The sequence below is a fragment of the Cohnella phaseoli genome (genome assembly GCF_003386235.1).
Classification (GTDB): Bacteria; Bacillota; Bacilli; order Paenibacillales; family Paenibacillaceae; genus Cohnella; species Cohnella phaseoli.
Genome location: NZ_QRDZ01000014.1, coordinates 49,751 through 72,141 on the forward strand (window position 1 = coordinate 49,751; position 22,391 = coordinate 72,141).

General features: G+C 47.3%; 20 protein-coding genes. 17 read left to right on the top strand and 3 right to left on the bottom strand.

Going from position 1 to position 22,391, the window contains the following annotated elements; genetic code table 11:
* Nucleotides 1-171: 171 nt before the first annotated feature.
* The 16 genes from ppc (at nt 172) to DFP98_RS18145 (ending at nt 18,556) form a co-directional block, all read left to right on the top strand.
* Nucleotides 172-2,964 carry a phosphoenolpyruvate carboxylase gene (gene ppc / locus DFP98_RS18065; protein ID WP_116062001.1) on the top strand — a complete coding sequence of 931 codons (2,793 nt, stop codon included), beginning with the start codon at nt 172-174 and terminating at the stop codon, nt 2,962-2,964.
* A gap of 234 nt (nt 2,965-3,198) precedes the next feature.
* The gene (gene sigW / locus DFP98_RS18070; RefSeq protein ID WP_116062002.1) at nt 3,199-3,765 is read left to right on the top strand and encodes an RNA polymerase sigma factor SigW; all 567 of its coding nucleotides are present in this window, start codon (nt 3,199-3,201) and stop codon (nt 3,763-3,765) included.
* A 157-nt stretch (nt 3,766-3,922) separates the two neighbouring features.
* Nucleotides 3,923-4,549 (top strand): zf-HC2 domain-containing protein, encoded by a 627-nt coding sequence (locus tag DFP98_RS18075; RefSeq protein WP_342772497.1) that lies wholly within the window; start codon nt 3,923-3,925, stop codon nt 4,547-4,549.
* A gap of 202 nt (nt 4,550-4,751) precedes the next feature.
* On the top strand, nt 4,752-5,582 hold the full coding sequence (gene cdaA, locus DFP98_RS18080; RefSeq protein ID WP_116062004.1) for a diadenylate cyclase CdaA: 831 nt from the start codon (nt 4,752-4,754) through the stop codon (nt 5,580-5,582).
* Nucleotides 5,575-6,915, top strand: coding sequence for a CdaR family protein (locus DFP98_RS18085; RefSeq protein WP_116062005.1), 1,341 nt, complete (start codon nt 5,575-5,577; stop codon nt 6,913-6,915). The genes cdaA and DFP98_RS18085 overlap by 8 nt, the downstream gene beginning before the upstream one ends.
* Before the next feature lie 61 nt (nt 6,916-6,976).
* Nucleotides 6,977-8,317: a phosphoglucosamine mutase gene (gene glmM / locus DFP98_RS18090; protein ID WP_116062006.1), complete on the top strand. Its 1,341-nt coding sequence runs from the start codon at nt 6,977-6,979 to the stop codon at nt 8,315-8,317.
* A 648-nt stretch (nt 8,318-8,965) separates the two neighbouring features.
* Nucleotides 8,966-10,798: a glutamine--fructose-6-phosphate transaminase (isomerizing) gene (glmS, locus tag DFP98_RS18095; RefSeq protein WP_116062007.1), complete on the top strand. Its 1,833-nt coding sequence runs from the start codon at nt 8,966-8,968 to the stop codon at nt 10,796-10,798.
* 195 nt (nt 10,799-10,993) lie between these two features.
* Nucleotides 10,994-11,305 carry a helix-turn-helix domain-containing protein gene (locus DFP98_RS18100; protein ID WP_425455542.1) on the top strand — a complete coding sequence of 104 codons (312 nt, stop codon included), beginning with the start codon at nt 10,994-10,996 and terminating at the stop codon, nt 11,303-11,305.
* Between the two features lie 227 nt (nt 11,306-11,532).
* The gene (locus DFP98_RS18105; protein ID WP_181917765.1) at nt 11,533-12,957 is read left to right on the top strand and encodes a TnsA endonuclease N-terminal domain-containing protein; all 1,425 of its coding nucleotides are present in this window, start codon (nt 11,533-11,535) and stop codon (nt 12,955-12,957) included.
* Nucleotides 12,958-12,969: 12 nt separating this feature from the next.
* Nucleotides 12,970-13,689 (top strand): hypothetical protein, encoded by a 720-nt coding sequence (locus DFP98_RS18110; protein WP_116062010.1) that lies wholly within the window; start codon nt 12,970-12,972, stop codon nt 13,687-13,689.
* A gap of 1,414 nt (nt 13,690-15,103) precedes the next feature.
* Nucleotides 15,104-15,520: a hypothetical protein gene (locus tag DFP98_RS18120; protein WP_147310225.1), complete on the top strand. Its 417-nt coding sequence runs from the start codon at nt 15,104-15,106 to the stop codon at nt 15,518-15,520.
* Nucleotides 15,521-15,608: 88 nt separating this feature from the next.
* Nucleotides 15,609-15,995, top strand: coding sequence for a contact-dependent growth inhibition system immunity protein (locus DFP98_RS18125; protein ID WP_116062012.1), 387 nt, complete (start codon nt 15,609-15,611; stop codon nt 15,993-15,995).
* 484 nt (nt 15,996-16,479) lie between these two features.
* Nucleotides 16,480-16,914, top strand: a complete 435-nt coding sequence (locus DFP98_RS18130) for an Imm8 family immunity protein (RefSeq protein WP_116062013.1) — start codon at nt 16,480-16,482, stop codon at nt 16,912-16,914.
* 89 nt (nt 16,915-17,003) lie between these two features.
* Nucleotides 17,004-17,183, top strand: a complete 180-nt coding sequence (locus DFP98_RS38695; RefSeq protein ID WP_147310226.1) for a hypothetical protein — start codon at nt 17,004-17,006, stop codon at nt 17,181-17,183.
* A 329-nt stretch (nt 17,184-17,512) separates the two neighbouring features.
* Nucleotides 17,513-17,896, top strand: coding sequence for an HNH endonuclease (locus DFP98_RS18140; RefSeq protein WP_116062015.1), 384 nt, complete (start codon nt 17,513-17,515; stop codon nt 17,894-17,896).
* 222 nt (nt 17,897-18,118) lie between these two features.
* Nucleotides 18,119-18,556 (top strand): DUF4362 domain-containing protein, encoded by a 438-nt coding sequence (locus tag DFP98_RS18145; RefSeq protein ID WP_181917767.1) that lies wholly within the window; start codon nt 18,119-18,121, stop codon nt 18,554-18,556.
* A gap of 94 nt (nt 18,557-18,650) precedes the next feature.
* Here the strand turns inward: DFP98_RS18145 and DFP98_RS18150 are convergent, their stop codons facing one another.
* The 3 genes from DFP98_RS18150 to DFP98_RS18155 all read right to left on the bottom strand — a co-directional run bounded on the left by DFP98_RS18150 (nt 18,651) and on the right by DFP98_RS18155 (nt 20,537).
* On the bottom strand, nt 18,651-19,283 hold the full coding sequence (locus tag DFP98_RS18150; protein ID WP_116062017.1) for a hypothetical protein: 633 nt from the start codon (nt 19,281-19,283) through the stop codon (nt 18,651-18,653).
* Between the two features lie 22 nt (nt 19,284-19,305).
* Nucleotides 19,306-19,992, bottom strand: coding sequence for a zinc metalloprotease (locus DFP98_RS38700; protein ID WP_147310227.1), 687 nt, complete (start codon nt 19,990-19,992; stop codon nt 19,306-19,308).
* Between the two features lie 314 nt (nt 19,993-20,306).
* On the bottom strand, nt 20,307-20,537 hold the full coding sequence (locus tag DFP98_RS18155) for a hypothetical protein (RefSeq protein WP_116062018.1): 231 nt from the start codon (nt 20,535-20,537) through the stop codon (nt 20,307-20,309).
* Nucleotides 20,538-21,020: 483 nt separating this feature from the next.
* Between DFP98_RS18155 and DFP98_RS18160 the strand changes: the two genes are divergently transcribed.
* The gene (locus DFP98_RS18160; protein WP_116062019.1) at nt 21,021-22,232 is read left to right on the top strand and encodes an MFS transporter; all 1,212 of its coding nucleotides are present in this window, start codon (nt 21,021-21,023) and stop codon (nt 22,230-22,232) included.
* Nucleotides 22,233-22,391: the final 159 nt, after the last annotated feature.

Consider the following 22,391-nt stretch of genomic DNA (forward strand, 5'->3'; position numbering starts at 1 on the left):
ATACTTTTCCGAATCGCCTCCGACAATATGCGGTTTGGCGTCGGGAAGACGTCGAGGGCGTTTTGCTTGGCAAGGCTTGTTTTCAAAGTTGATCGCTCGGAGCGTCGGCAATTCCCGTCCTAAAGGGCGGTTTGACATCAATTTCGAGAAGCAAGGTTTGGGGTGAGTGAGATGACGGAAACGACTGTAGGTCAACGTTCTCCTTCCAATCATCTGCTGCGTAGAGACGTGCGCTTTCTAGGCAACATTCTGGGAGAAGTGCTCGTGCATCAGGGTGGTCGGGAGCTGCTGGAACATGTCGAGAAAATACGGGAAATGAGCAAAGCGCTGCGCGCGGAGTATTTGCCGGAACTGTACGAAGGGTTTATTCAAAACGTGAGAGGCTTGGAGCCGGGAATCCGCCACCAGGTCATTCGCGCGTTCGCAATTTATTTCCAACTCGTGAATATCGCGGAGCAGAATCATCGTATCCGTCGCAAACGCGACTACGAGCGTTCCGCGGGCGAAGGAGTTCAACCGGGATCGATCGAGAGCGTCGTGCAAGCGTTGAAGGAGAAAAATCTGCCGGTGGACGAAGTGCGCCAGATGCTGGACGGCATTTCGCTTGAGCTGGTCATGACGGCCCACCCGACAGAGGCGACCCGCAGAGACGTGCTGGACATCCATAAGCGGATCGCGGACGAAGTGATGGAGTTGGACAATCCGACGCTCACGTACCGCGAAAGAGAGAAGCTTCGCGAGAAGCTTATGAACGAAGTGCTGACGTTGTGGCAGACGGACGAATTGCGGGATCGCAAGCCGACGGTGCTCGACGAGGTACGCAACGGCATGTACTACTTCCATGAGACGCTGTTCGAGGTTCTGCCTAACGTATACGAGGAGCTGGAACGCTGTCTGACCAAGTACTATCCGGAAGAGCAGTGGCACGTGCCGACTTATCTGCGCTTCGGATCCTGGATCGGCGGCGACCGCGACGGCAACCCTTCGGTGACGTCCGATGTGACGTGGCAGACGTTGAAGATGCAGCGCAATCTGGCGATTCATAAATACGAGAACAGCCTGCGCGAGCTGGCCCGCCATCTCAGCTTCAGCAAGACGATTGTGAACGTGTCGAATGAGCTGTTGGCCTCGATTAAGATAGACGAGAAGTTTGTGGAGTTGCGGACGGTCGAGCCGTGGACGAACGATAATGAGCCGTATCGCGTCAAGACGAGATTCATGCTGCAAAAGCTGCAAAATATGAGGGAAGAACAGTTCGTAGGCACGAAGCAGCGTTATAGCTCCGTGGACGAATTCAAGGCGGACCTCGAAATTATCGACCGCAGCCTTCGCCACCACTACGCCGACTACGTAGCGGATTCGCATCTGAAGAAGCTCGTTCGTCAGGCCGAGCTGTTCGGCTTCCATCTGGCTGCGCTGGACGTTCGCCAGCACAGCAAGGAGCACGAGAACGCGATGTCGGAGCTGCTGGCTAAGGCCGGCATAGCGAGCGCGTACGCGGAGCTGGCGGAGCAGGAGAAGATCGATCTGCTGCACGGTCTGCTTAGCGGCGATAAGAAGCTGCTTCAGGACGGAATCGAGCTTAGCGAGTCCACTCAAGAGTGTCTGGATGTCTACACGACGATCTATAAGGCGCAACAAGAGTTCGGCGTCGGCTGCGTGACGAGTTACCTGATCAGCATGTCCGAAGCTGCCAGCGATATTCTGGAAGTCATGGTTTTCGCGAAGGAAGCCGATCTGCTCGGCCGCGACGAGAGCGGCAACGTTTTCTCCACGCTGCAGGCTGCGCCTCTGTTCGAGACGATCGACGATCTGCATGCCGCTCCGGAAATTATGGATACGCTGTTCAAGCTGCCGATCTATCGGCAGAGCGTGGCCGCAATGGGAGACCTGCAGGAAATTATGCTCGGCTACTCGGACAGCAACAAGGACGGCGGTATGGTGACGGCCAACTGGGAGCTGAGAGTCGCATTGAACGATCTGACCCGGATGGGCAAGTCGCATAACGTCCGCCTGAAGTTTTTCCACGGCCGCGGAGGCGCTCTTGGCCGCGGGGGTATGCCGCTGAACCGCAGCATTCTAGCCCAGCCTCCTCATACGATCGGAGGCGGCATCAAGATTACCGAGCAAGGAGAAGTGCTGTCCTCCCGCTACTCGATGAAGGGGATCGCTTACCGCAGCTTGGAGCAGGCTACCGGCGCATTGATCACGGCGGCTTATCTGTCCCGGGATTCGGAGCAGGAGCGCTCGAACGAGAAGCAGTGGGAAGAAATCATGCGCGGCATTTCCGTCGACGCTCAGACGAAGTATCAGGATTTGATTTTCCGCGATCCGGACTTCATGACGTTCTTCAAGGAATCGACTCCGCTTCCGGAAGTCGGCGAGCTGAACATCGGTTCTCGTCCGTCCAAACGCAAGGGTAGCGATCGGTTCGAGGATCTTCGCGCCATCCCTTGGGTGTTCGCTTGGACGCAGAGCCGCTATCTGCTGCCGGCCTGGTATGCCGCGGGAACGGCCTTCTCGAAGTTCGTGAACGACGATCCGGCCCGCCTGGAGACGCTGCGGACGATGTACCGCGAATATTCTTTCTTCAAGTCGCTGATCGACAATTTGCAGATGGCGCTTGGCAAGGCCGATCTCATGATCGCCCGGCAGTATGCCGGCATGATCGAGGACGGGACGATCAAGAACCGTATTTTCACGCAAATCGAGGAAGAGTACGCGAAGACGCAGGCGATGATTCTCTCCATTACGGGCCAAGACGATATTCTGGACAACGTTCCGGTCATTCAGGAGTCGATCCGGCTGCGCAATCCGTATGTCGATCCGCTGAGCTACTTGCAGGTTCAGCTGCTGACCGAGCTTAGAAACCTGCGCGCTCAGAACGAGGACGACGCGGAACTGCTGCGCGAAGTGCTGTTGACGATTAACGGCATCGCCGCCGGGCTTCGCAATACGGGCTGATTCATAAGAGGAAGAAGGGCCCGGGCAATATACCCGGGTCCTTTTGTGCTTGAACGGAATCGCCTTGATTTTTCGGTTTCCGTGGATTACGATTTTGCTAGCAAGCATTCGCGAACTCCGAAGTCCGCGGTCATGGCGACCGCACCCTCGCTAAGTACTCATACTCGCAGGCACCATGACAGCGCAACGCAAGTCCCAGCAGGCTGCGGACGGGAAAGAAGGTGAGTCGCAACATTGAAGCCAGTTGAGACGCGATTGATTCGTTTGGCCCTGAAGGGGGACCAGCGGGCCTTCGCGGAGATCGTTGACATGTACAAGGACAAGCTGTTCCACCTGGCCTTTCGGATGACGGGCAACCGTCAAGAGGCGGAGGACGCCGTGCAGGAGACGTTCCTGCGAGTGTACAAAAATTTGGATAGGTACGACGAGAATCAGAAATTCTCGACGTGGATCTACCGGATCACGACGAATTTGTGCATCGATCGCCTCCGAAAGCGGAGGGCGATCTATTCGCTGGACGCGGAATCGGCGGATCATGAAGGGCTGGACGGCTACGCTATGCTGCCGAGCGACGACCGGACGCCGGAAAGCGAGCTGCTGCTCTCGGAGACGCAGCGGCTGATTCAAGAGTCTATTGCGACGTTGCCGATCAAGTATAAGTCGGTGATGATTTTGCGCTATTTGCAGGATCTGTCCCTTCAGGAAATTTCGGATGTTCTGGATATGCCGGTGACGACCATTAAGACACGGGTTCACAGAGGGCGCGAATTTCTGCGGAAGAAGCTGGAGCATAAGCTTTAGGCTGGTTCGAAGTCGAATAGGCTTCTGCGCACAGCTTCGTGATCAAAAGCGGACTTTTTGTACTGCCTCTACAAAATAGGTGAAACCGTGTCGCTTAACCGCACGTACAGTATAGAAGCATCGATAGCGGGGTAAGGGGATCCCGCCGAGGAAAGGGATGGCTGATATGAATTGCAACGTCGCCGTCATGTACATGCATGATTATTTGGACGGAGAACTGGCGCGCGAGGAAATCCTACAGTTGCAGCAGCACCTGCGTGAATGCCCCCAGTGCTGTTCTCGTTATGAAGCGTTGGAGCGCACCGAAGCGCTCGCCAAAGCTCAACCTATAGAGAAGGCTCCGAAAGAGCTCGGAGACCGGATTATGAAAGCATTGCCCAGCTCAAGGCGTCCAGCGGCCTGGACTTCCTGGGTGCGCCGTCATCCGGCGGTATCCGCTGCGGCTATTTTCCTGGTGGTCATGTTGTCCAGCTTCGTGTCGATGTGGAACCAGAGTCAGGAATTTTCCGTATCGGGACCCGATCTTGAGCATGTTGTGATCGAAGGTAAAAAGGTGATCGTACCCGAAGGGCAAAAAGTATCGGGAGATTTGACGGTCGTAAACGGAGACGTACAAGTGTTGGGCGATCTGGACGGCAACCTGACCGTGATAGACGGCCATTTGACGCCGCTGGCGTCTACGGCTCATATCGCGGGCGAGATCAAGACGATCGACCGGGCGGTCGATTGGTTCTGGTACAAGGTGAGTTCCTTCTTCGGAACGCTCGCTTACGGCTCGCATTAAGGGCGCGGAGGGCGTCCGACAGAGCGTCTCGCACGACCGTAGACCGGGCAAGAGGAGCCTCTCCGATGTCGGGGAGGTTTTTTTTGTGTAAATGACAGGATTTTTGGGCAATAGTAGAGAAGATAATTAAGGTTTAGAAATTACGCGCATTTTCGACATTATTCGTCGCAACTAATCCAGCGCCGGGACGGGGGGTCGCGTCTTGGACTATTTTGCCGGGCTGACATTGAAGAATTCAATAAAAGATATCGTCGACGTGCTGATCGTCAGTTACATTATTTACAAAGTGCTCATGATGGTGCGAGGAACGCGGGCTGTACAGCTGCTGCAAGGGATTTTCCTGTTGGTGCTCGTCTGGGCGCTAAGCAACCTGCTTAATCTATATACGCTCAAATGGTTGATGAACCAAATGTTCACCTTCGGAGTCGTGACGGTGCTCATTATTTTCCAGCCGGAATTGCGAAGAGCGCTTGAGCAGATCGGGAGAAACAAGCTGTTCCAACGTTCGTCGCCCGAGGAGCAGGACGTCAGCCACAGGGTGAACGAGGTCGTTAAGTCGGTGAATTATTTAGCGCGTCGAAAAATCGGGGCGTTAATTGTGTTCGAGAGAAATACCGGTTTGAACGACTATATCGAATCGGGCATCAAGATGGAGTCCAAGCTTAGCTCGGAGCTGCTCAGCAACGTGTTCGTTCCGAATACGCCTCTTCACGACGGAGCCGTCATTATAAGGGGCGGGCTGATTATGGCTGCGGGCTGTTATTTGCCGCTGTCGGAGAACCCTTTTATCAGCAAGGAATTGGGGACTCGTCATAGGGCCTCCATCGGCATTACGGAAGTATGCGATGCGGTCTCCGTAACCGTCTCGGAGGAGACGGGACAGATTTCGCTGGCGATCAACGGACAGATCGTGCGGGACATTAAGGAAGAGTCGCTGATTTCCAAGCTGTTCGAAGAGCTTCGGCCGCAATTCAAGCCGAAGAATACGGATTGGGCCTTCTGGAAGCGGAAAGAAGGTGGCAAGCGTGGATAAATGGCTAAACCATCCTACCATCGCCAAGTTTGTCGCGCTTGCGCTTGGCATTCTGATGTGGGCGGTCGTGCACTACGATCCGGACAATTCTGCACCGAACAACGTCGCTTCGCTGTACGATACGAAGGTAATCGAGGGAGTGACGGTTCAGCCTTTCGGACTGGACGAGAGGAACTTCGTGCTGATCGGCATGGAGCCGCTCAAGGTGAATCTGACGGTTCGAGGGACGAAAAGCGATCTTAAAGTCGCTCAGACGAAGGACTATCGCATTCGGGTCGATTTGAGAACGGTGGGCGAAGGCCAGCATACATTGACACTAGAAGAGAATCTTCCTAAAGGGATCACTTCGGTATCGATATCGCCCTCTACGGTCGTTGTCAGTATCGAAGCGCTTCAGACGAAGGAGTTTGAAGTGGCGATCCAGACGAAGGGGAACCCCGCGAAGGGATATAAAGTCGGTACGCCGATCTTAAAGCCGGGCAACCGGGTTCATGTAACGCTGCCTAAGAGCCAGTTGGCCGAGGCGGAGAGCGTCGGGGCGACGATCGAGATCGACGGGGAGAAGGAGACGATCAAGAACAAGAGCGTTAAGCTGGTCGTCTACGATAAGCAAGGCAAGCCGATGGAAGGGGCTACGATCGATCCGGCGGTGCTGGAGGTCGAGGTGCCGATTACCAATCCGTTCAAGACGGTGCCGCTGCAATTCAAAATGGTCGGACGCGTGCAATCGGGTCTGGGCGTCGCTTCCTTCAAGCCGGACGTGGAGCAGGTGACAGTGTACGGACCGCAGGACGCGTTGGACAAAATCGAGTTTATCGAAGTAGAGGTTCCGCTTGGGGACGTGCGGAATTCCGGTAAAGTTTCCGTGCCGCTCAAGGTGACGCCTCCATTGATCGAGATTTCGCCGGCGACGATCGATATTCAGATCGAAGTGCTGCTGTCTACGACCCGTAAGCTGGAAGGGCTGCCGATCGAACTGATCGGGCTAGGCGAAGGCTTGCTCGCCAAGATCGTCGATCCGGAGACAGGCAAAGCGGACATTACGATTCAAGGCGCTCCGCAGACGCTGGATCGGCTGAGGCCGGGAGACGTCGACGTGATCGTCGACCTCAGCGGAAGAGGACCGGGCGTCTATACGCTGCCTCTCGTTGTCAGTCTGGAGAGGTTTATGGAGCAAGTAGGCGGTACGAGCAGCATCGTCGTGGAGATTGTCGACGAGGCAGCGCAGGAGACGACTACGGAGGGGGAGGAGCCCCCGGAGGAAGGCGTGCCTGAGGAAAGCGAGACTCCGCCGCCGGAGAGCGGCGGCGGAACGCAGGAGCCTGCGGTATAACATTACAGAGAAAAGACAGGCTTGAGCAACAACAGGAGAGCAAAGGGGCAGGTAGCGGGATATGGGGAAATATTTCGGAACGGACGGCGTTCGCGGTGTGGCGAATCAGGAATTGACGCCGGAATTGGCTTATCGGATTGGACGCTGCGGAGGCGTCGTATTGGCAGGCAAGGTTAAACGCCCGAAAGTGTTGATCGGGATGGATACCCGGATTTCGGGACAAATGCTGGAGAGCGCGCTGACGGCGGGATTGCTGTCTATCGGGGCGGACGTCGTCCGGTTGGGCGTGGTCAGCACGCCGGCGGTTGCATATTTGACTCGAACGATGGGGGCCGATGCGGGCGTTATGATCTCCGCATCCCACAATCCGGTGGCGGATAACGGCATTAAGTTTTTCGGCGGCGACGGCTATAAACTGCTCGACGAGACGGAAGCGGAGATTGAGCGGTTGATGGATGCGGCGGAAGATACGCTGCCTAGGCCGGTCGGCGGCGACATCGGTTCGGTAACTTCCGATAAAGGCGCCAAAAGCTTATATGCCGAGTATTTGAAGTCTACTGTGGGAAATTCCTTCTCCGGCGTGAAGCTGGTGCTGGATTGCGCTCACGGTGCCGCGTACGAGCTGGCTCCGGATATTTTCCGCGCCTTGGGGGCGGAGGTTATCGCTTATGGAGCCGAGCCTAACGGACTGAACATTAATGAAGGCGTCGGGTCGACGCACCCTGAGATGCTGGCCGCTAAAGTGAAGGAGCACGGAGCCGATCTTGGTTTGGCGTTCGATGGAGACGCAGATCGTCTGATCGCGATCGATGAGAACGGCGAGGAAGTGGACGGCGACTATATTTTGTGCATTTGCGGCGACGCGATGAGGCGCGCGGGCAAGCTGGCGAAGGATACGGTCGTGACGACGGTTATGGCGAACATCGGGTTCTTCAAAGCGGCTGAAAAGCTTGGATTGCGCTCGGCTAAGACGGCGGTCGGGGACCGATACGTTATGGAAGAGATGGTGAACGGCGGTTATAATCTCGGCGGCGAGCAATCCGGGCATGTGATCTTCCTCGATCACAGCACGACGGGCGACGGGATTCTGACCGGCCTGCAGCTGCTGGATACGATCGTCGGATCGGGCAAAAAGCTGGGCGAGCTGAAGCAGATGATGCGGAAATATCCTCAGGTGCTTGTAAATGTGCGTGTGGCCGATAAATCCCGCTATCCAGGCAATGAAGCGATTGCTGCGGCCGTTACGGCCGCCGAGGAGGCGCTGGGCGACAACGGGCGCGTACTCGTTCGTCCTTCCGGCACGGAAGCGCTCATCCGCGTCATGGCCGAAGGGCCGGAGCGCGAAGAGATCGAGCGCCACGTGGCCTCGATTGTCAAGGTTGTGAAGGTGGAGCTGTCGTAAGCGAATATCGGACGGGTGCTGGTCACAAAGGAGAGAATGTTCTATCCGACAAGGGTGGACATTCTCTCTTTTTCGCATACAAAAAAATGTAGAATATCGTCATTTCCAAGGAAATATTTGCGCCCAAGTTGCATCGTTCCGACAAAACGAATAAGATAAGGAATAGATTCTGGAATGGAAGGGCAGGGTAGAGGGGAAAAGCAGCGATAGCGCCAGAACTTGCAGATGGGTGGAAGGAAGTCGAAAAGCGCGTGGATCAGGGACGGGAAAGCTGGTCTGAGCGATTAACTTTGACGGAGAGCCCTATGGATGCAAGTTGACGAGGTGGAGGCGTTCGAAACGTTCGGCGGGGACCTCCCGGCTCATCATCGGAGCCGATAGTCGGAATCAAAACGCTCAGGGCGACCGGGCGAACAAAATTCCGGCACGATGCTTGAAAATGACAAAATTAAAAGTATCCAGACCTTATCTGCGGCCTGTAATCGGTCGCTTGAGGGCATAGTATCGAAGAGGGGAGAGCGGGCCCCTTTATTAAAAGATTGCCAAAAGACGGGGGCGCGTCCTCCTCATGTAAAATACTGCTCACTCAGCCCGGTTGCGGGTGCTCGGAAAGCGTCGAGGACCCAATAAACGGAGGCTTATATAATTATGTGCGGAATCGTTGGATATATTGGTTTTAGAGAGTCGCAGCCCATTCTGATCGAAGGACTCAAGAAGCTGGAGTATCGGGGCTATGACTCCGCCGGCATCGCAGTACAGACAGAGCAGGGCTTGGAAGTCACGAAGACGGTAGGGCGGTTGGCCAATCTGGAAAGCCGGCTAAGCGGAGATCCGCTGCGCGGAACGGTCGGCATCGGACATACGCGTTGGGCGACCCATGGCAAACCTTCGGATGTTAACTCTCATCCGCATACGGATAACTCCATGAAATTTTCGGTCGTTCATAACGGCATTATCGAAAACTACCTGGAGCTTAAGGAAGAGCTTGTGCAGGCGGGGCATCGTTTTCTGTCGGAGACGGATACGGAGGTTATCTCCCACCTGATCGCCATTGAATACGATGGGGATATCGTGAAAGCCGTTCAGCGCGCGGTCAAAAAAATGAGAGGCGCATTCGCGCTTGGCGTGCTGACCGAATACGAGCCGGATCGGCTGGTCGCGGTGCGTTACGCCAGTCCGCTCATTATCGGCGTCGGGGACGGGGAGAAGTATATCGCGTCGGATATTCCGGCGATTCTTGAGCATACGCGCGACATCTACATTCTGAACGACGGCGAGATGGCCGTGCTGACTCGGGATGCGGTGGAGCTGCTGACGATTGAGGGCAATTTTATTGCGAAGGAAATTTTTCATGTGGATTGGGATTTGATGACGGCGGAGAAGGCCGGCTTCGACCACTTCATGCTGAAGGAAATTCACGAGCAGCCGAAGGCGTACCGCGATACGATGCTGGGTCGGATTAGCGACGACGGACGTTCCGTGGAGCTGCCTGAGTTGAAAATGACGCCGGAGCAGTTGAAGGCAATCAACCGCGTGCATATCGTTGCCTGCGGTACGGCGCTACATGCCGGACTTGTCGGGAAAAATGTGATCGAATCTCTCGTCCGAGTTCCGGTCGAGACGGATGTTGCCTCGGAGTATCGTTATCGTTCGCCGATCATTACGCCCGATACGCTCGTTATCGTCGTGAGCCAATCCGGCGAAACTGCCGATACGCTTGCGGCTCTGCGCGAGGCACAGCGGTGCGGCGCACGAGTGCTTGCAATCACCAACGTTGTAGGCAGCTCGGTTGCCCGTGAAGCCGACGATGTGATCATCACGCTGGCGGGACCGGAAATTGCCGTGGCTTCCACGAAGGCATATTCTTCACAGCTGATCGCTTTCTTCCTGTTCGGACTTTACTGGGCGCAGACGGTTGGCTCGCAGGATGAGGCGGCTATCGCACAGGTGCTTGCCGCTATGCAGGCGCTGCCTGAGCAAGTAGAGAAGATTCTTGGGCAATCCGAAACGATCAAGGAAGTGGCGGAATCGATCTCGCATCACAGCAGCCTGTTCTTCATCGGACGCGGCGTCGACTATGCGGTCGCGATGGAAGGCTCGCTGAAGCTGAAGGAGATTTCCTATATTCACTCCGAAGCTTATGCGGCAGGGGAGCTGAAGCACGGAACGCTGGCTCTGATCGAAGAAGGTACACCGGTGATCGGCCTTCTCACGCAAGAGGACCTGTACGAGAAAATGCTTAGCAACATTAAAGAAACAAAAGCGCGCGGTGCACACGTTCTCGGTATCGTTAACGAGGGGCACGAGCAGGAGGTAGCGAAGTCAGTCGATCGCTTCTTCGCAATCCCGCGCACGCTGCCGCTGCTGACTCCGGCCCTGTCCGTCATTCCGCTGCAGCTGTTGTCTTACTACGCTTCTCTGGCGTTGGGCCATGACGTAGATAAGCCGAGGAATTTGGCTAAGAGTGTTACAGTGGAGTAGGAGATACGGAGAAGGAATAGCTTCTGGTGTCCGGGATTTTTGTCTGGTGATAAAAAAGTCATTAACCAGTAAAGAAAGTCGTTAACCAGTAAAAAAAGTCATTAACCAGCTATGTCAGTCCCGATGAAGCAAGTGCTCATCGGGACTGTACTATTTTAAAGGGGGGTAATTCGAATCGAAACCTTAGGCGGGCGTATTAGGAGGATAAGGAAACTCAACGAATTGAATCAGATTGAGTTTTCAAGTCGAGTAGGTATACCACAAGCAACTTTGAGTGAATTGGAACAGGACAAGTACTTCCCTTCCGTTGAGATAATAATTTCCATAAATACTGAATTCCAAGTCGATTTAACATGGCTTCTACTCGGGAGCTCTAACTATAACAATGAGAAAGTGACTACGAGCAAGGAAAAAGAAGCAGAGTGGTTAGTGCATTTCAATAAATTAAGGGCAGTTGATCAAAATGAAATTATAGACTTAATTAAAATGAAGCTGAACAGTGATTGACGTGCAAAGAGTACGGATACTCGGGTATTTGAGTAGAAGTGAGTACAAGGTTGGGCAGGTATTATGGACTAATGTAAAGGTTTACGATAAAATGGAAAAATACCGGAAGCGCCGGCATAACCTCGAAGCGGTAGCACCGCGTCGGGGTTTTACTTTTATTAAGGATTTTTGAATTGTTGATCTCATGTATGTGTTGTTAAATACAGATGTAGAGGAGTATGAGTTTCTTGTCATTAAGTGAGAATTCTTTACCTCAGGATGATGAGATCGCTGAGCGGTTCAGTTTAGAATTGAATGATACAATTGAGGCAGTAATAAAAGACCCCCGAAATCAAAAGATACTCCTGTTAAGGTTAGGTCTATTTGATGGGACATCTCATACTTTGAAGGACATCGGAGATCAACATGGTATTTCCCGTGAAAGAGTTCGACAAGTTATCAATTCCTCCTATCGGAGAATCAGATTTTCATGTCACTCTCGATATAGTAGAAATGATTTTTCACATCCGAGTGTGATATTATTCCAAACAATTCGATCTTGGATAATGCCAGGAAATAGTCAAGACACTTTTTACTTTGCATGTTTTTTGATGAGATTGTCATCCTTTCCGTCAATTCGACTTATTGAACTAATATCAGAAATTGTTTTTGATAATGATGACCGCAGTGCAAAGAAAAGAGAAGTAGCTCAGTTATGTGAGAGAATGCAACAGGTATACATATCGTTTTCAGGTGATCAAAAGAGGCAGAGAAAAATCTTTGAACGTATGTTTTCACATACTATATGGCCTAAGAATCTTAAAAAAACAAGTCAAGCTGAATGGGTTAAGCTGCAACCAAAGAGAACTGTTAATCAAGAGGGGGATGGCCAAGCCGGCTCATTCTTCAGTAAAAAGAATAATGCGAAGGTAGAGTATGAATCGCTATTAGAGTACTCGTTTTGCCAGTATCTCGAGCATTTGGGTGATGTTATTAAATATGTGCAACAACCATTTGCAATTCCCTATACAACTGAAGGCGTAAATAGGACGTATTATCCTGATTACTGCGTATTATTCTCTGATGGCAAAACTGTAGTTGTTGAAATAAAACCAAGAAATCAAATGGGTCTGTTTGTTAATTTAAGAAAATGGGATAGTTTGCAAAAGTTTTGTTCAAATAATGGTCATGGCTTTTTAATTATTGAAAAAACAAGAACGATAAATCACTATTTATCGCGCATTGTTGATCAAAGAAAAGTGGATGCAATAATCAATGCAATCAATGATCATGATGTTTATTGGGATGAGTTTAAGAAAATTAAAGTTGAACATGCAATTGAATGGTATGACTTCGTGGCAATCGTCATTCAAAATGATATCAAATGGACATTGGGGCCATTTAAATTAGAGACGATATCTGAACCAACGTATGAGTTCATAGCTAATAATAAAGTACTTCACTTTCAAGAAAAGAGTTCTAGTGAGAACAATAACAAGAGTAATCACAAAAAGAAAAATGAGCCTTACGCACGTTGGTCCGTGGAAGAGGATGAACTACTAAAAACGAGGTTTGTATTAGAGAACAAAAGCATTAACGAAATGGCCATATTGCATAATAGGACATTAGGAGCGATAGAAGCTAGGTTAAGAAAACAAAAATTAATTGAATAGGGGGAATAGGACTTGGAAGCGACTTCGCAGAACTTTTTTCAGAAATTATTAAAGAACTCTTTAAATCATATTAAGATAGACCAAGCTTCTAGTGATTACGAAAATATGATGTTGGATCGAATCCATTCGCATATTGATGCAGTTCTAAAATTAATAGAGGATAATTTCTTTATTGAGGCCCCTATTATTTATCGTGCAGCTATTGAGAGTGTGGCCAAACTTCACTACTTTGTGAACAACAAGCATCAGGTAACAATCACATATCCAGATTTTGAAATACCAATGGGAAAAGGACCTAGCCCATCAGAGCTTATGAAGGAGCATAAGATATACCCGCTGTACCAATTATTATGTTCCTTTACTCATCCAGATACCCTTCCTTCATATCTCTCAGGGTGCGATTCAAAGATGAAAAGCAATATTTCTGTGTCATTACTTGTATTGTTTCAACAAATTGTCCTCGACATATTAACAAGTACATATGACATTAGAGACTTTTTGAAGGTTGATGCAGAAGAGATTATGACTCATATGAGTGAACATCAAAAGAATCTTTATCTATATTTATTAGAGTTGAAGAGAATATTTCCTAAAGAGATGCTAAGTTTATTTCAATCGAATGCATTAGTACAAAGTAAATTTATCTCGGACAACCTGGAAGAGTTCAGTGAGTTCATTGAAAGTGATGAATTTAGCTTAGAGGAGCTACAAAAGCGTTTTGAAAAACCTTGATTAAGGAGACCAGCTTTTATTGGCTGGTCTCTTCGGTTATTAAGTTATTTGTTAATGTGTATAATGATTGGCAAGTTCCACTCAATCCCCAGTACATAGATCCATTCACATGATACTTGGATTGGGGGACAACTTGACCAAACTCAACAAGAATTTTATATGTAAGGTTAGAGATTGAATACAAGTTATTATCTGTTCTGAGTAGTACTTCCTATCGTTTTTTTGTAAACATACGAATAATTATACTACTTGATTTGATTGAATTGAGGTGAAATAATTGAAAATTAACAATGAAATTGCTCGGCATATTCGATTGTTCCATTACTTAACAGGTCATTTGAAAACTTGATTATTAAACTGGATTTTAGTCAATTAGATTAAAAACTATGAGAGTTTGTTGTTGTAATATATTTAATAGATTAAATGCTCACAGGCGAGATTCGCAACAAGGTTGATAAAATGTAGACGGATATAGAGCAGCTTACATACCTTATGTTTAACCGCTCAATGACGAGAAGGAATTGGAGAACGAGAGCATTGAAGCTTTGGGCGGATTGGCACCAAAGTTGTTCCCTCAAGACGGGCAAGGGCAGATGATGCGCTGGAGCAAGTTCAAGACGAAGGATCCGCGTGACATTTTTGATATCTTAGGCACGTAAGTGTTTCCTTTTTTCAAAGGCAGGAATATGAGGCAATCTCCAGGATCGTCTACCTATAATCAAGAGAAAAATGGGAGCCCTTTTTATCAAGGAAATGCGGACTTTGGAGTAATACACCCACAGACGCGGTATTATTGTAGTCAACCTACTAAAATTGCAGAGAATGAGGATATTTTGCTTTTAGTTAGATCTCCAATCGGTGCATTAAATATTGCTACTGAAACTTTCTGTATCGGTCGTGGATTAACTGCGATTAGAGTTAATAAGGGAATGGCAACAACCGGTGTATGCGGATGAAGGCCAACGATTTCGTACAGTGGTAAATGGCTTTCTGGTTTCCAACTTTCTTTCTATGGAAATTTCCGGTGGTTCCAGACTTTTTACTTTTCTTGTTTATCACGTACCGCGAAAAACCCAATAGAATCATCAAAATTAGTTCCACACTTTTTTATCACCTGACAGGATTAAAGTTGTGTACAGAATGTTATTAGTTGTGGTCTAAGTTTGTTTGAATATTACTAGATGATGAAACGTCAAAACTCTTAGAGGTAACCCACAGTGAGGGTTACCTCTTTCCTTAGGAGAATTTTCAAATGGAGCTCGTAACTTCATATTCAGGCTTGGGCTTATGAGCCATCTCGATCCGGCCGATGCAGAAGTGTTGAAGGTGAATTCAGCAGGACATAACCGCATCGACTAACCGCTAGCTTCCTCTCCCGAGGAGGAATATAGTATTTTTTGTCGAAAATATGCTTATGATAACCAAAAGAAGAATTTTTTTCACAGTCGGCTGCTTTTTCCTAATCTTAACGGCAATGCGAATCATATGGATACTTTTTCAAACTACTCCTGATCATCTTAATGCCATTAAGGGTGAATTGGATTTACGAAATTGGGACTTCACGGACAATCGTACGTTATCACTCGATGGGCAATGGGAGTTTTATCCTCGTGTATTGCTTCAACAGAAGAACAATAGCGAGCACTTCATCCCCGATGATAAAGTGTTCATTGATGTGCCGGGAACCTGGAACAACGCTATAGATGACGATAAAAATCCAACCTTCGGTTACGGAAGCTACCGTTTACGGCTCCTGATCCATCCTGATAAAGACCAATTGATTATGATTGAAGCAGGCCCTCCCGGCGCCTGCTTCAATTCGTTGAAGTAACGGGCAGGATAGTTCAATCACTTCACGAATAAACATATAAAATTACGAACTTCGTTTATAAGTCGATCGAAGATTGGGGGGAAATTTCTTGAATGATTTAAGTAAGTCTTTAGAGGAAATCGATGGAGAAAATTGGGGTGATCCTGATTCGGGAGAAACAGGATTGATCAGAAAGTGTCTTGCATTAAGAAAAAAACCTTTGAAGGATTTTACAAATGATGATCTTACCAGGATGATACTACAGCAAATTGCTCTTGAATACCTTGTACCAATTGCCATTAATAGATTGTATAATAACCCATTGAACTCTGGGGATTATTACAGGGGAGATCTATTATGCTCTTTATTACAAATAAACAAAGAATTTTGGTTAGAGTGCCCAGATCTACAACATGGGTTAGATGTTGTACTGGATGACTTAAATGATGCTGTAGAAACAGTGAATGAATTTCTTGCCAAATATAAAGAGACATAAATCATTGTAAAGGTTAGCAATGAAATCCACCTCTATTTATTCACTTTTGATCATTCGACCTCTCTGCCTAAGGCATATTTCATTGAACTAAAGGGAAACTATAGCTCAATGATGACGACGGCAGCCGGCCAGAACGATCGGCTGCCGTTGTTGTGCTAACGGGCAGATTGCTTCAACAGGAAAACGACATTATAATAAAAATACATAAAAAGGTACTGGAGGAATTTTTATGTCATTCAATTGGAGTAACGCTATAATTCAGCTAATAGCAATCGGATTCTTTGGATTCATTATCTATATGTTGTATCTGGTAATAAAAAAACTAAAAAAGTAGTAGCTTGTATTATTACGCTAACTGGGAACGATAGCACAATGATAACAGGCTGCTGACATCGGCAGCCTGTTCCGCTAACGGGTAGTTTTCTTTTATTCCTGTAGATAGAAGACCCATTTCTACACAAAGGGCGAATAAGGAGCGGAAAGCTTGATTAAGCCGATATTGAAGAATCTTATCATTACTGGAAACCCCAATATATATGGAAAATTACAATTTACAGAAACAGAAGATATTGGGGATGATTTTTATTTATCAGGAACAGCATGTATCGGAACAGAAGACTCTGAAGGAGAAGATAATTTTGATTTTGGAATTATTACTCCAAAAGCGTTAGAAAGAGAATTGAGAAACGAAAAAATAGTTCTGGGAATGCAGTACTTTATTGTAGATAAGTTAGATTTTGAATTGATTATTGGAAAGATTAATCAAATCCTATCGAAGCAACAAGGTGAGACTTGGAAACAGGTTGCTGAATCACTCAGCCCTTATTTTCGATGGGAGTATACTGATTCTACACAATTAGATTTAGTCGGATTATTGGAAATGATTAAACATTCAAAGAAAAACAGGGAAGACAGTTGATGAAATAAATTGTATAACAATTTTAGTTTATGAACAGTAAGCTAACAACTATTAGTTGGAAACTTAATGATTCTAACGGGGAACGTTAGTTGAATGACAACAGCGGCAGTCTAAGACTTTACTTTTCAAGTCTTGGTCCGCCGCTGCTGCTATTAATGGATCTTTTTTCAATTGCTGACGAAAAAACCGTGTTAAATCAAAGACTCCAGTCTAATACTTTCTTTTCTTCTGACAGCGGCCGCGCTGCGGTCAGGAGAAAACTGATGTGATAGTTCTGCGCCCATAATAGGAGGGAGGTATATAGGCGCTCCTGATTCTCCGAGTGAAGCACTGCTTCGTGTTTGGTGCTGCGACGTCGACGGCCCGCACGATCAACTGCTGCTCTCTTGATACTCTGAGTAGAGATTGGTTTTTCTATCGGAGCTCCGGTGCCGGCGAACAGCAGATCAAGATGCAACTCGATTGGTTCTCCTGGTTTAGCGAACTCGCGCTTTGCTCGCCGCTAAGACAGCCAGGGCTCGAGCAGTTCAGTTAGGGGGGATTGATAAGCTAATCAGGCATAAGCGAATATAAACGCAAGGGACAGTCGCCTTCAATCATGGCAAATATCGCAGGAAGAAAAAGAAATGACGCCTTGACAAGGTTGTTGGCGGATCGGACAAATCTTACACCAAGCATGTTTAAGGAGATTGCAAAAAAGTATTTCAAAAATTGCTGCGCTTATTGTAACGATGACCAGAAGCCCCTAACTAAAGAGCATGTGGTTACTAATAAGGATTTTGGAACACTTGAGCCTAACAACGTAATCCCTTGCTGCCGGGAATGTAACGATGACAAGCGTGAAAGAGATTGGCGCGAGTATGCGAAAGAAAAGGGAAGCCGGTTCATTAAACAAATTGAGGCAAGGATTTTGGGATATAAGCCGCTCGATCTTGAAGAACTCCGAAATAGACCTGATCCTTATATAAAGGTGTCAGACTGATAATTAAGTGTTAGAATTGGAAAATAAAAGGTTTCCACTGACTGTACTTAGTTAAGTTTACAGGCAAGAGCGCGTGGAGGTAGCCGACGTGTTTTGAACTATGGGTTGGAGTATAAAAGGTAAAAAAGCGAAGAGGGTAATCGTTTAACTACTCTGCGTATACACTAGGATGACGGATTTATGAAGTACGCAAATGAGACTTTAGCTATTAGGAGGGATAACATGAAAAAGACAATTTGGTTCCTTTCACTTGTTGTTGTTCTCCTTTGCAGTGGCCTCGCTTATTCGATTCGATTGAATGTAATGAACAAAGATGATGACCTTCAAGGAATTGTTCTTAGAAAATTCGATCAAACTGCTTTGAACAGAATGAATATACTTTATGAAAGATTTTTGGATAATAAAGATGATTACTTAATGATAATAGGACCTAGTATAGACACTGGGCCAGTAATAACTAACATCAATTCAAACGGCAAGGAAATTGTATGGATAAACGATACATCCAGAGATGTATACACGAATGGAGCAGTAGAAGTTTATAAATGTAATAAATTGAATAGAGTGGAGGAGGACGAAAGAACAGTCTTTTCAGTTTCAAATTGTGAGGGGTATTTAGAAAATGATTTAAAGGGATCGATTGTATTTCCAAATAAATAGAAAAGAAAAGTAATCGAGAGAGTAATTACATAACACAACGTTTATCTTGTCTTCAAAAGAAAAAGCCGCGTAATCGCGGCCTTTTCTTACAATGTTATTTGACATCCTTGATTATCCTCTTTACTTCATCATAAGATTTATTATCCAAATTCGAAAATTCTTTGGTGCTGTTAAACATCGGTTTGACTATATTTTCCGGATCGACTTTTAAATAACCTGCGATTGGATGCACGTCGATAAACCTGTCTATTGTCTTGTTGAAAGCCAAGTTAAAGATAAATTGATCGCCGATGTTCATTTCTGGACGGAGGCTTATTCCATCTTCCGTTATATACATTGTGATTTCCTGATAATCAAGCTGTCCCTTTATTACATCCGACACCTTAATGGTATAGTTTATACCCGAACGGATATGAGTGGGATTTCCGCCCTGCGCTTCAACTGCTGCTCTTTCCGGACTTCCTTCCAACAGTTGAATTTCTTCTTGAACATTGTCAGCTTTAATAATTGTTCCTTTGACAATCAATGTTGAATGATCAACTAATTCTTTCAAATCCTTGGGATCCGTTATTTGGATTAATCTTCCGCTTGTGGTTTCAACGATTCGAGGTTTTACAGGGGACTCTTCTGCCGCCATACTTTTAGTATCTGTCAGCTCACCGCTGCTATAAACAGTGATGGCCAATGCCACAAATGCCGCACAGACTATTAAAATATATCTTTTCATTCGGCCTCTTCCTTTCTTTTGATTAGTATCCGTACATGTTCTTCACATCATTTACTTCATGAGTCTGAGGTGAGTAACTTAGTCCTAAGCCAAAATAATCATAACTCATTATTGAAGGATCCGTACTCGTATTAGCCGGTGAATATTGGGGTAAATGAGAATGACCTAGAGCAAGAACATGCCCGAGCTCGTGGCTCATAGTAAACCGATAAGTAAATGCAGTGGTAGAACTAGGGCTTGGATTTAAATAAATGTTTGCTCCTTTGATCTGTTTGGTCGAAGCATTTGCTGTAGCGTAGGAATTAATAGCTGAACCATTTGTATCATATAATTCCGTAACTCCTAAGGTTTCCGAAAATGGCCCATCTGGGTACATTGCATCCCAATATTGCTGAGTGGTAGTAACCATATAAGTGTTTGGTACTGGAGTTGTGGTAGTAGTCGTAAATTCTCCAGGAACTGAGGAAGAGTGCCACGCCGTACGGGCATCCTCAAAATAGGTTGCCCAAGATCCGGTAAGGCTTTGTTTATTTATCAAGACTTTCAGACGGCCAGTGGTCGTGTTTTTTGGAGTCCATCTAAGTGGAAGCGTGGTGATGGTCGAGCCGCTTTGTGTAAAATACATTTCGTGGGCAAGGGCATTTGTACTTGTTAAGAACGCAAAGAGTGTGAACATAGTTAGCAAAATAGATATTTTCTTTTTCATCATAAGAACACTTCCTTTGCCTTAATAGTTAATAAATGAATTGGGTTCAACCATACCTTTCAAACGGAATTTTAGTGCTGCACTTTTGATTATTAGCGAAACAGAAGAGCGTTCAAGGCCTATGACCTCATCTTTATCACCCCCCCTGCAATAGAGTTGTATTATTCACCTTATATGGTATATGATCCCTTTTTATTTGGATATAGTTCGTTGGAATTATTTATTATAAATATAAAATTAAGGTGTTAATTAGAGAGTGAAGTTGCAGGATGAACTGGACACACCAACGCTTTACCTCTTTGTAGAGTTCCTGAAACTCACTCAGTCTGTTGAATATTCTGAAAACGTTCTGGAGTAGCGACGGCCCCTTTTTTATCCAGACACGCTTGTAAGGATGCCTGAATGACTTCGGCGGTTTCGTAGATCCGAATGCCGGGCAAGTCTAAGGGAGGGGTTCCATCTTCCAGCAATACAGAACGGACGGCTGCCAAGTAATCCTTTACGACTTCGGAATCTTCAGATTCACTCTTGTTGAGTTTTCTTTCCATCTCTCGAATGCCACGGCGACTCTTCTTTATACCAGTCTTAAGCTTGCGGTCTAAATCGACGATGGGCTTAGCGATGTCTTTTAAATATAACTCCTTGGAGTGTAGAGATGTTTTTTTTCCATGCTGTATGACTTCTCTTCAGCTTAGCGCCGCAATGGAGACACTGCTCAAATTCCGGTCTGAAGTATATTTTATCTTTGGGCACGATACGATTCTTCGGCAGTGGCAGAAGAGAGAAACCTTCATCAAAGTGATAGTTAATACTTCGACAGAGGCTTATGGAAATACTTGTTAGTTAATTGGTCGGTCGAAGTTTTTTTGCCTTTAAAATCATGGAACTTCTACGAAAATAAAAGTATTTTCCTCTTAATTCATTCCTTCCTCCTTTAATCATCCATTTAAGAAAGTACTTTATTTATATAAGCTTATACGGAAGCGAAAGCTTTTTTAAGCGGTAAAAAAATAAATAAAGGAGATTGTTTCGTGAACTCAAACACTGCTCTTATAAGTAAAGCCGGAGTAAATGTGTCTTCTTCCAAACGTCTTCCGTGGGTCGGGCTGCTGGCCTTAGCCATGGCGGGATTCATCTGCATTCTTACGGAAGGTCTGCCTGCTGGATTACTGCCGCAAATTGCACAGGATCTTGGGGTCACAGAAGCTCTTGCCGGACAATTGGTCACTCTGTATGCGGTTGGATCTCTTCTGGCCGCCATTCCTTTGACAACGGCTACCCGCGGGTGGAGGCGCCGACCGCTTCTGCTGTTATGCATCATTGGCTTTCTTGTATTTAACACCATCACCGCATTATCTTCTGCTTATGTGCTGACTCTTGTCGCGCGTTTCTTTGCAGGTGTCTCGGCAGGTGTTCTGTGGGGGATGACGGCCGGTTATGCGCGGCGTATGGTGCCTGATTCGCTGAAAGGAAGAGCGATGGCCATAGCCATGGTTGGCACCCCTTTGGCATTGGCGCTGGGCGTTCCGCTTGGCACTTTTTTCGGTGCTTATACAGGTTGGCGTCTCATTTTCGGAGCTGTATCTTTATTGGCTGTAGTCCTTATTGGCTGGGTGATCTGGAAAGTGCCGGATTATGCCGGCGAGCCAGCCGGTGATCAGCTCCCTCTTCACAAGGTTTTCCTGATTCCCGGTGTACGGCCGATTCTGTTCGTCGTTTTGGCATGGGTACTAGCTCATAATATTTTGTACACTTATATTGCACCGTTTCTGGCGGAAACCGCGTTTGCTCAGCGAGTGGATTTGGTTCTGCTTATTTTCGGAATTACCTCGGTTGTCGGCATTTGGGTGATAGGCATGCTGATTGACCGTTTTCTAAGAATGCTGGTTTTAATCAGCATAACGGGATTTGCTTTGGCTTCTGTAGCCTTGGGAATCGGAATGGATCAGCCTGCAATCATCATCCTTGGTGTTACGGCATGGGGGCTAACGTTTGGCGGGGCAGCCACTTTACTGCAAACAGCAATAGCACAGGCTGGGGGAAAAAGCGCAGATATAGCCCAATCGATGCTGGTTACCGTGTGGAATGTGGCAATCGGCGGAGGAGGCATTATCGGCGGGTTTCTTCTCGAGCTGCTTGGAGCCGGATTCCTTCCAGGCTCTTTAATCCTCCTGCTGCTTCCCTCCTTGCTTGCAGCTTGGCTTGCCAAAAAGCATGGCTTTCCTTCCTACAAGAATCCATAAGTATGTGTAACATATGAAATTCGACAGATGCGATTGTGATCAAAAACCACCCATGACGCATGTGCGTCATGGGTGGGCGTTGGACAGAGTATTGCGTGAAATTGGCCACCACCAACCGGGAACGGTCATTCTTCGTATCCATTTCCGAACCCGACTTAC

Excerpts from the sequence above, each read along its gene's own strand:
- ppc (WP_116062001.1), top strand. The coding sequence starts at position 172 with ATGACGGAAACGACTGTAGGTCAACGTTCTCCTTCCAATCATCTGCTG.
- DFP98_RS18075 (WP_342772497.1), top strand. The coding sequence starts at position 3,923 with ATGGCTGATATGAATTGCAACGTCGCCGTCATGTACATGCATGATTAT.
- glmM (WP_116062006.1), top strand. The coding sequence starts at position 6,977 with ATGGGGAAATATTTCGGAACGGACGGCGTTCGCGGTGTGGCGAATCAG.
- glmS (WP_116062007.1), top strand. The coding sequence starts at position 8,966 with ATGTGCGGAATCGTTGGATATATTGGTTTTAGAGAGTCGCAGCCCATT.
- DFP98_RS18120 (WP_147310225.1), top strand. The coding sequence starts at position 15,104 with ATGATAACCAAAAGAAGAATTTTTTTCACAGTCGGCTGCTTTTTCCTA.
- DFP98_RS18140 (WP_116062015.1), top strand. The coding sequence starts at position 17,513 with ATGGCAAATATCGCAGGAAGAAAAAGAAATGACGCCTTGACAAGGTTG.
- DFP98_RS18145 (WP_181917767.1), top strand. The coding sequence starts at position 18,119 with ATGAAAAAGACAATTTGGTTCCTTTCACTTGTTGTTGTTCTCCTTTGC.
- DFP98_RS18150 (WP_116062017.1), bottom strand. The coding sequence starts at position 19,283 with ATGAAAAGATATATTTTAATAGTCTGTGCGGCATTTGTGGCATTGGCC.
- DFP98_RS38700 (WP_147310227.1), bottom strand. The coding sequence starts at position 19,992 with ATGATGAAAAAGAAAATATCTATTTTGCTAACTATGTTCACACTCTTT.
- DFP98_RS18155 (WP_116062018.1), bottom strand. The coding sequence starts at position 20,537 with ATGGAAAGAAAACTCAACAAGAGTGAATCTGAAGATTCCGAAGTCGTA.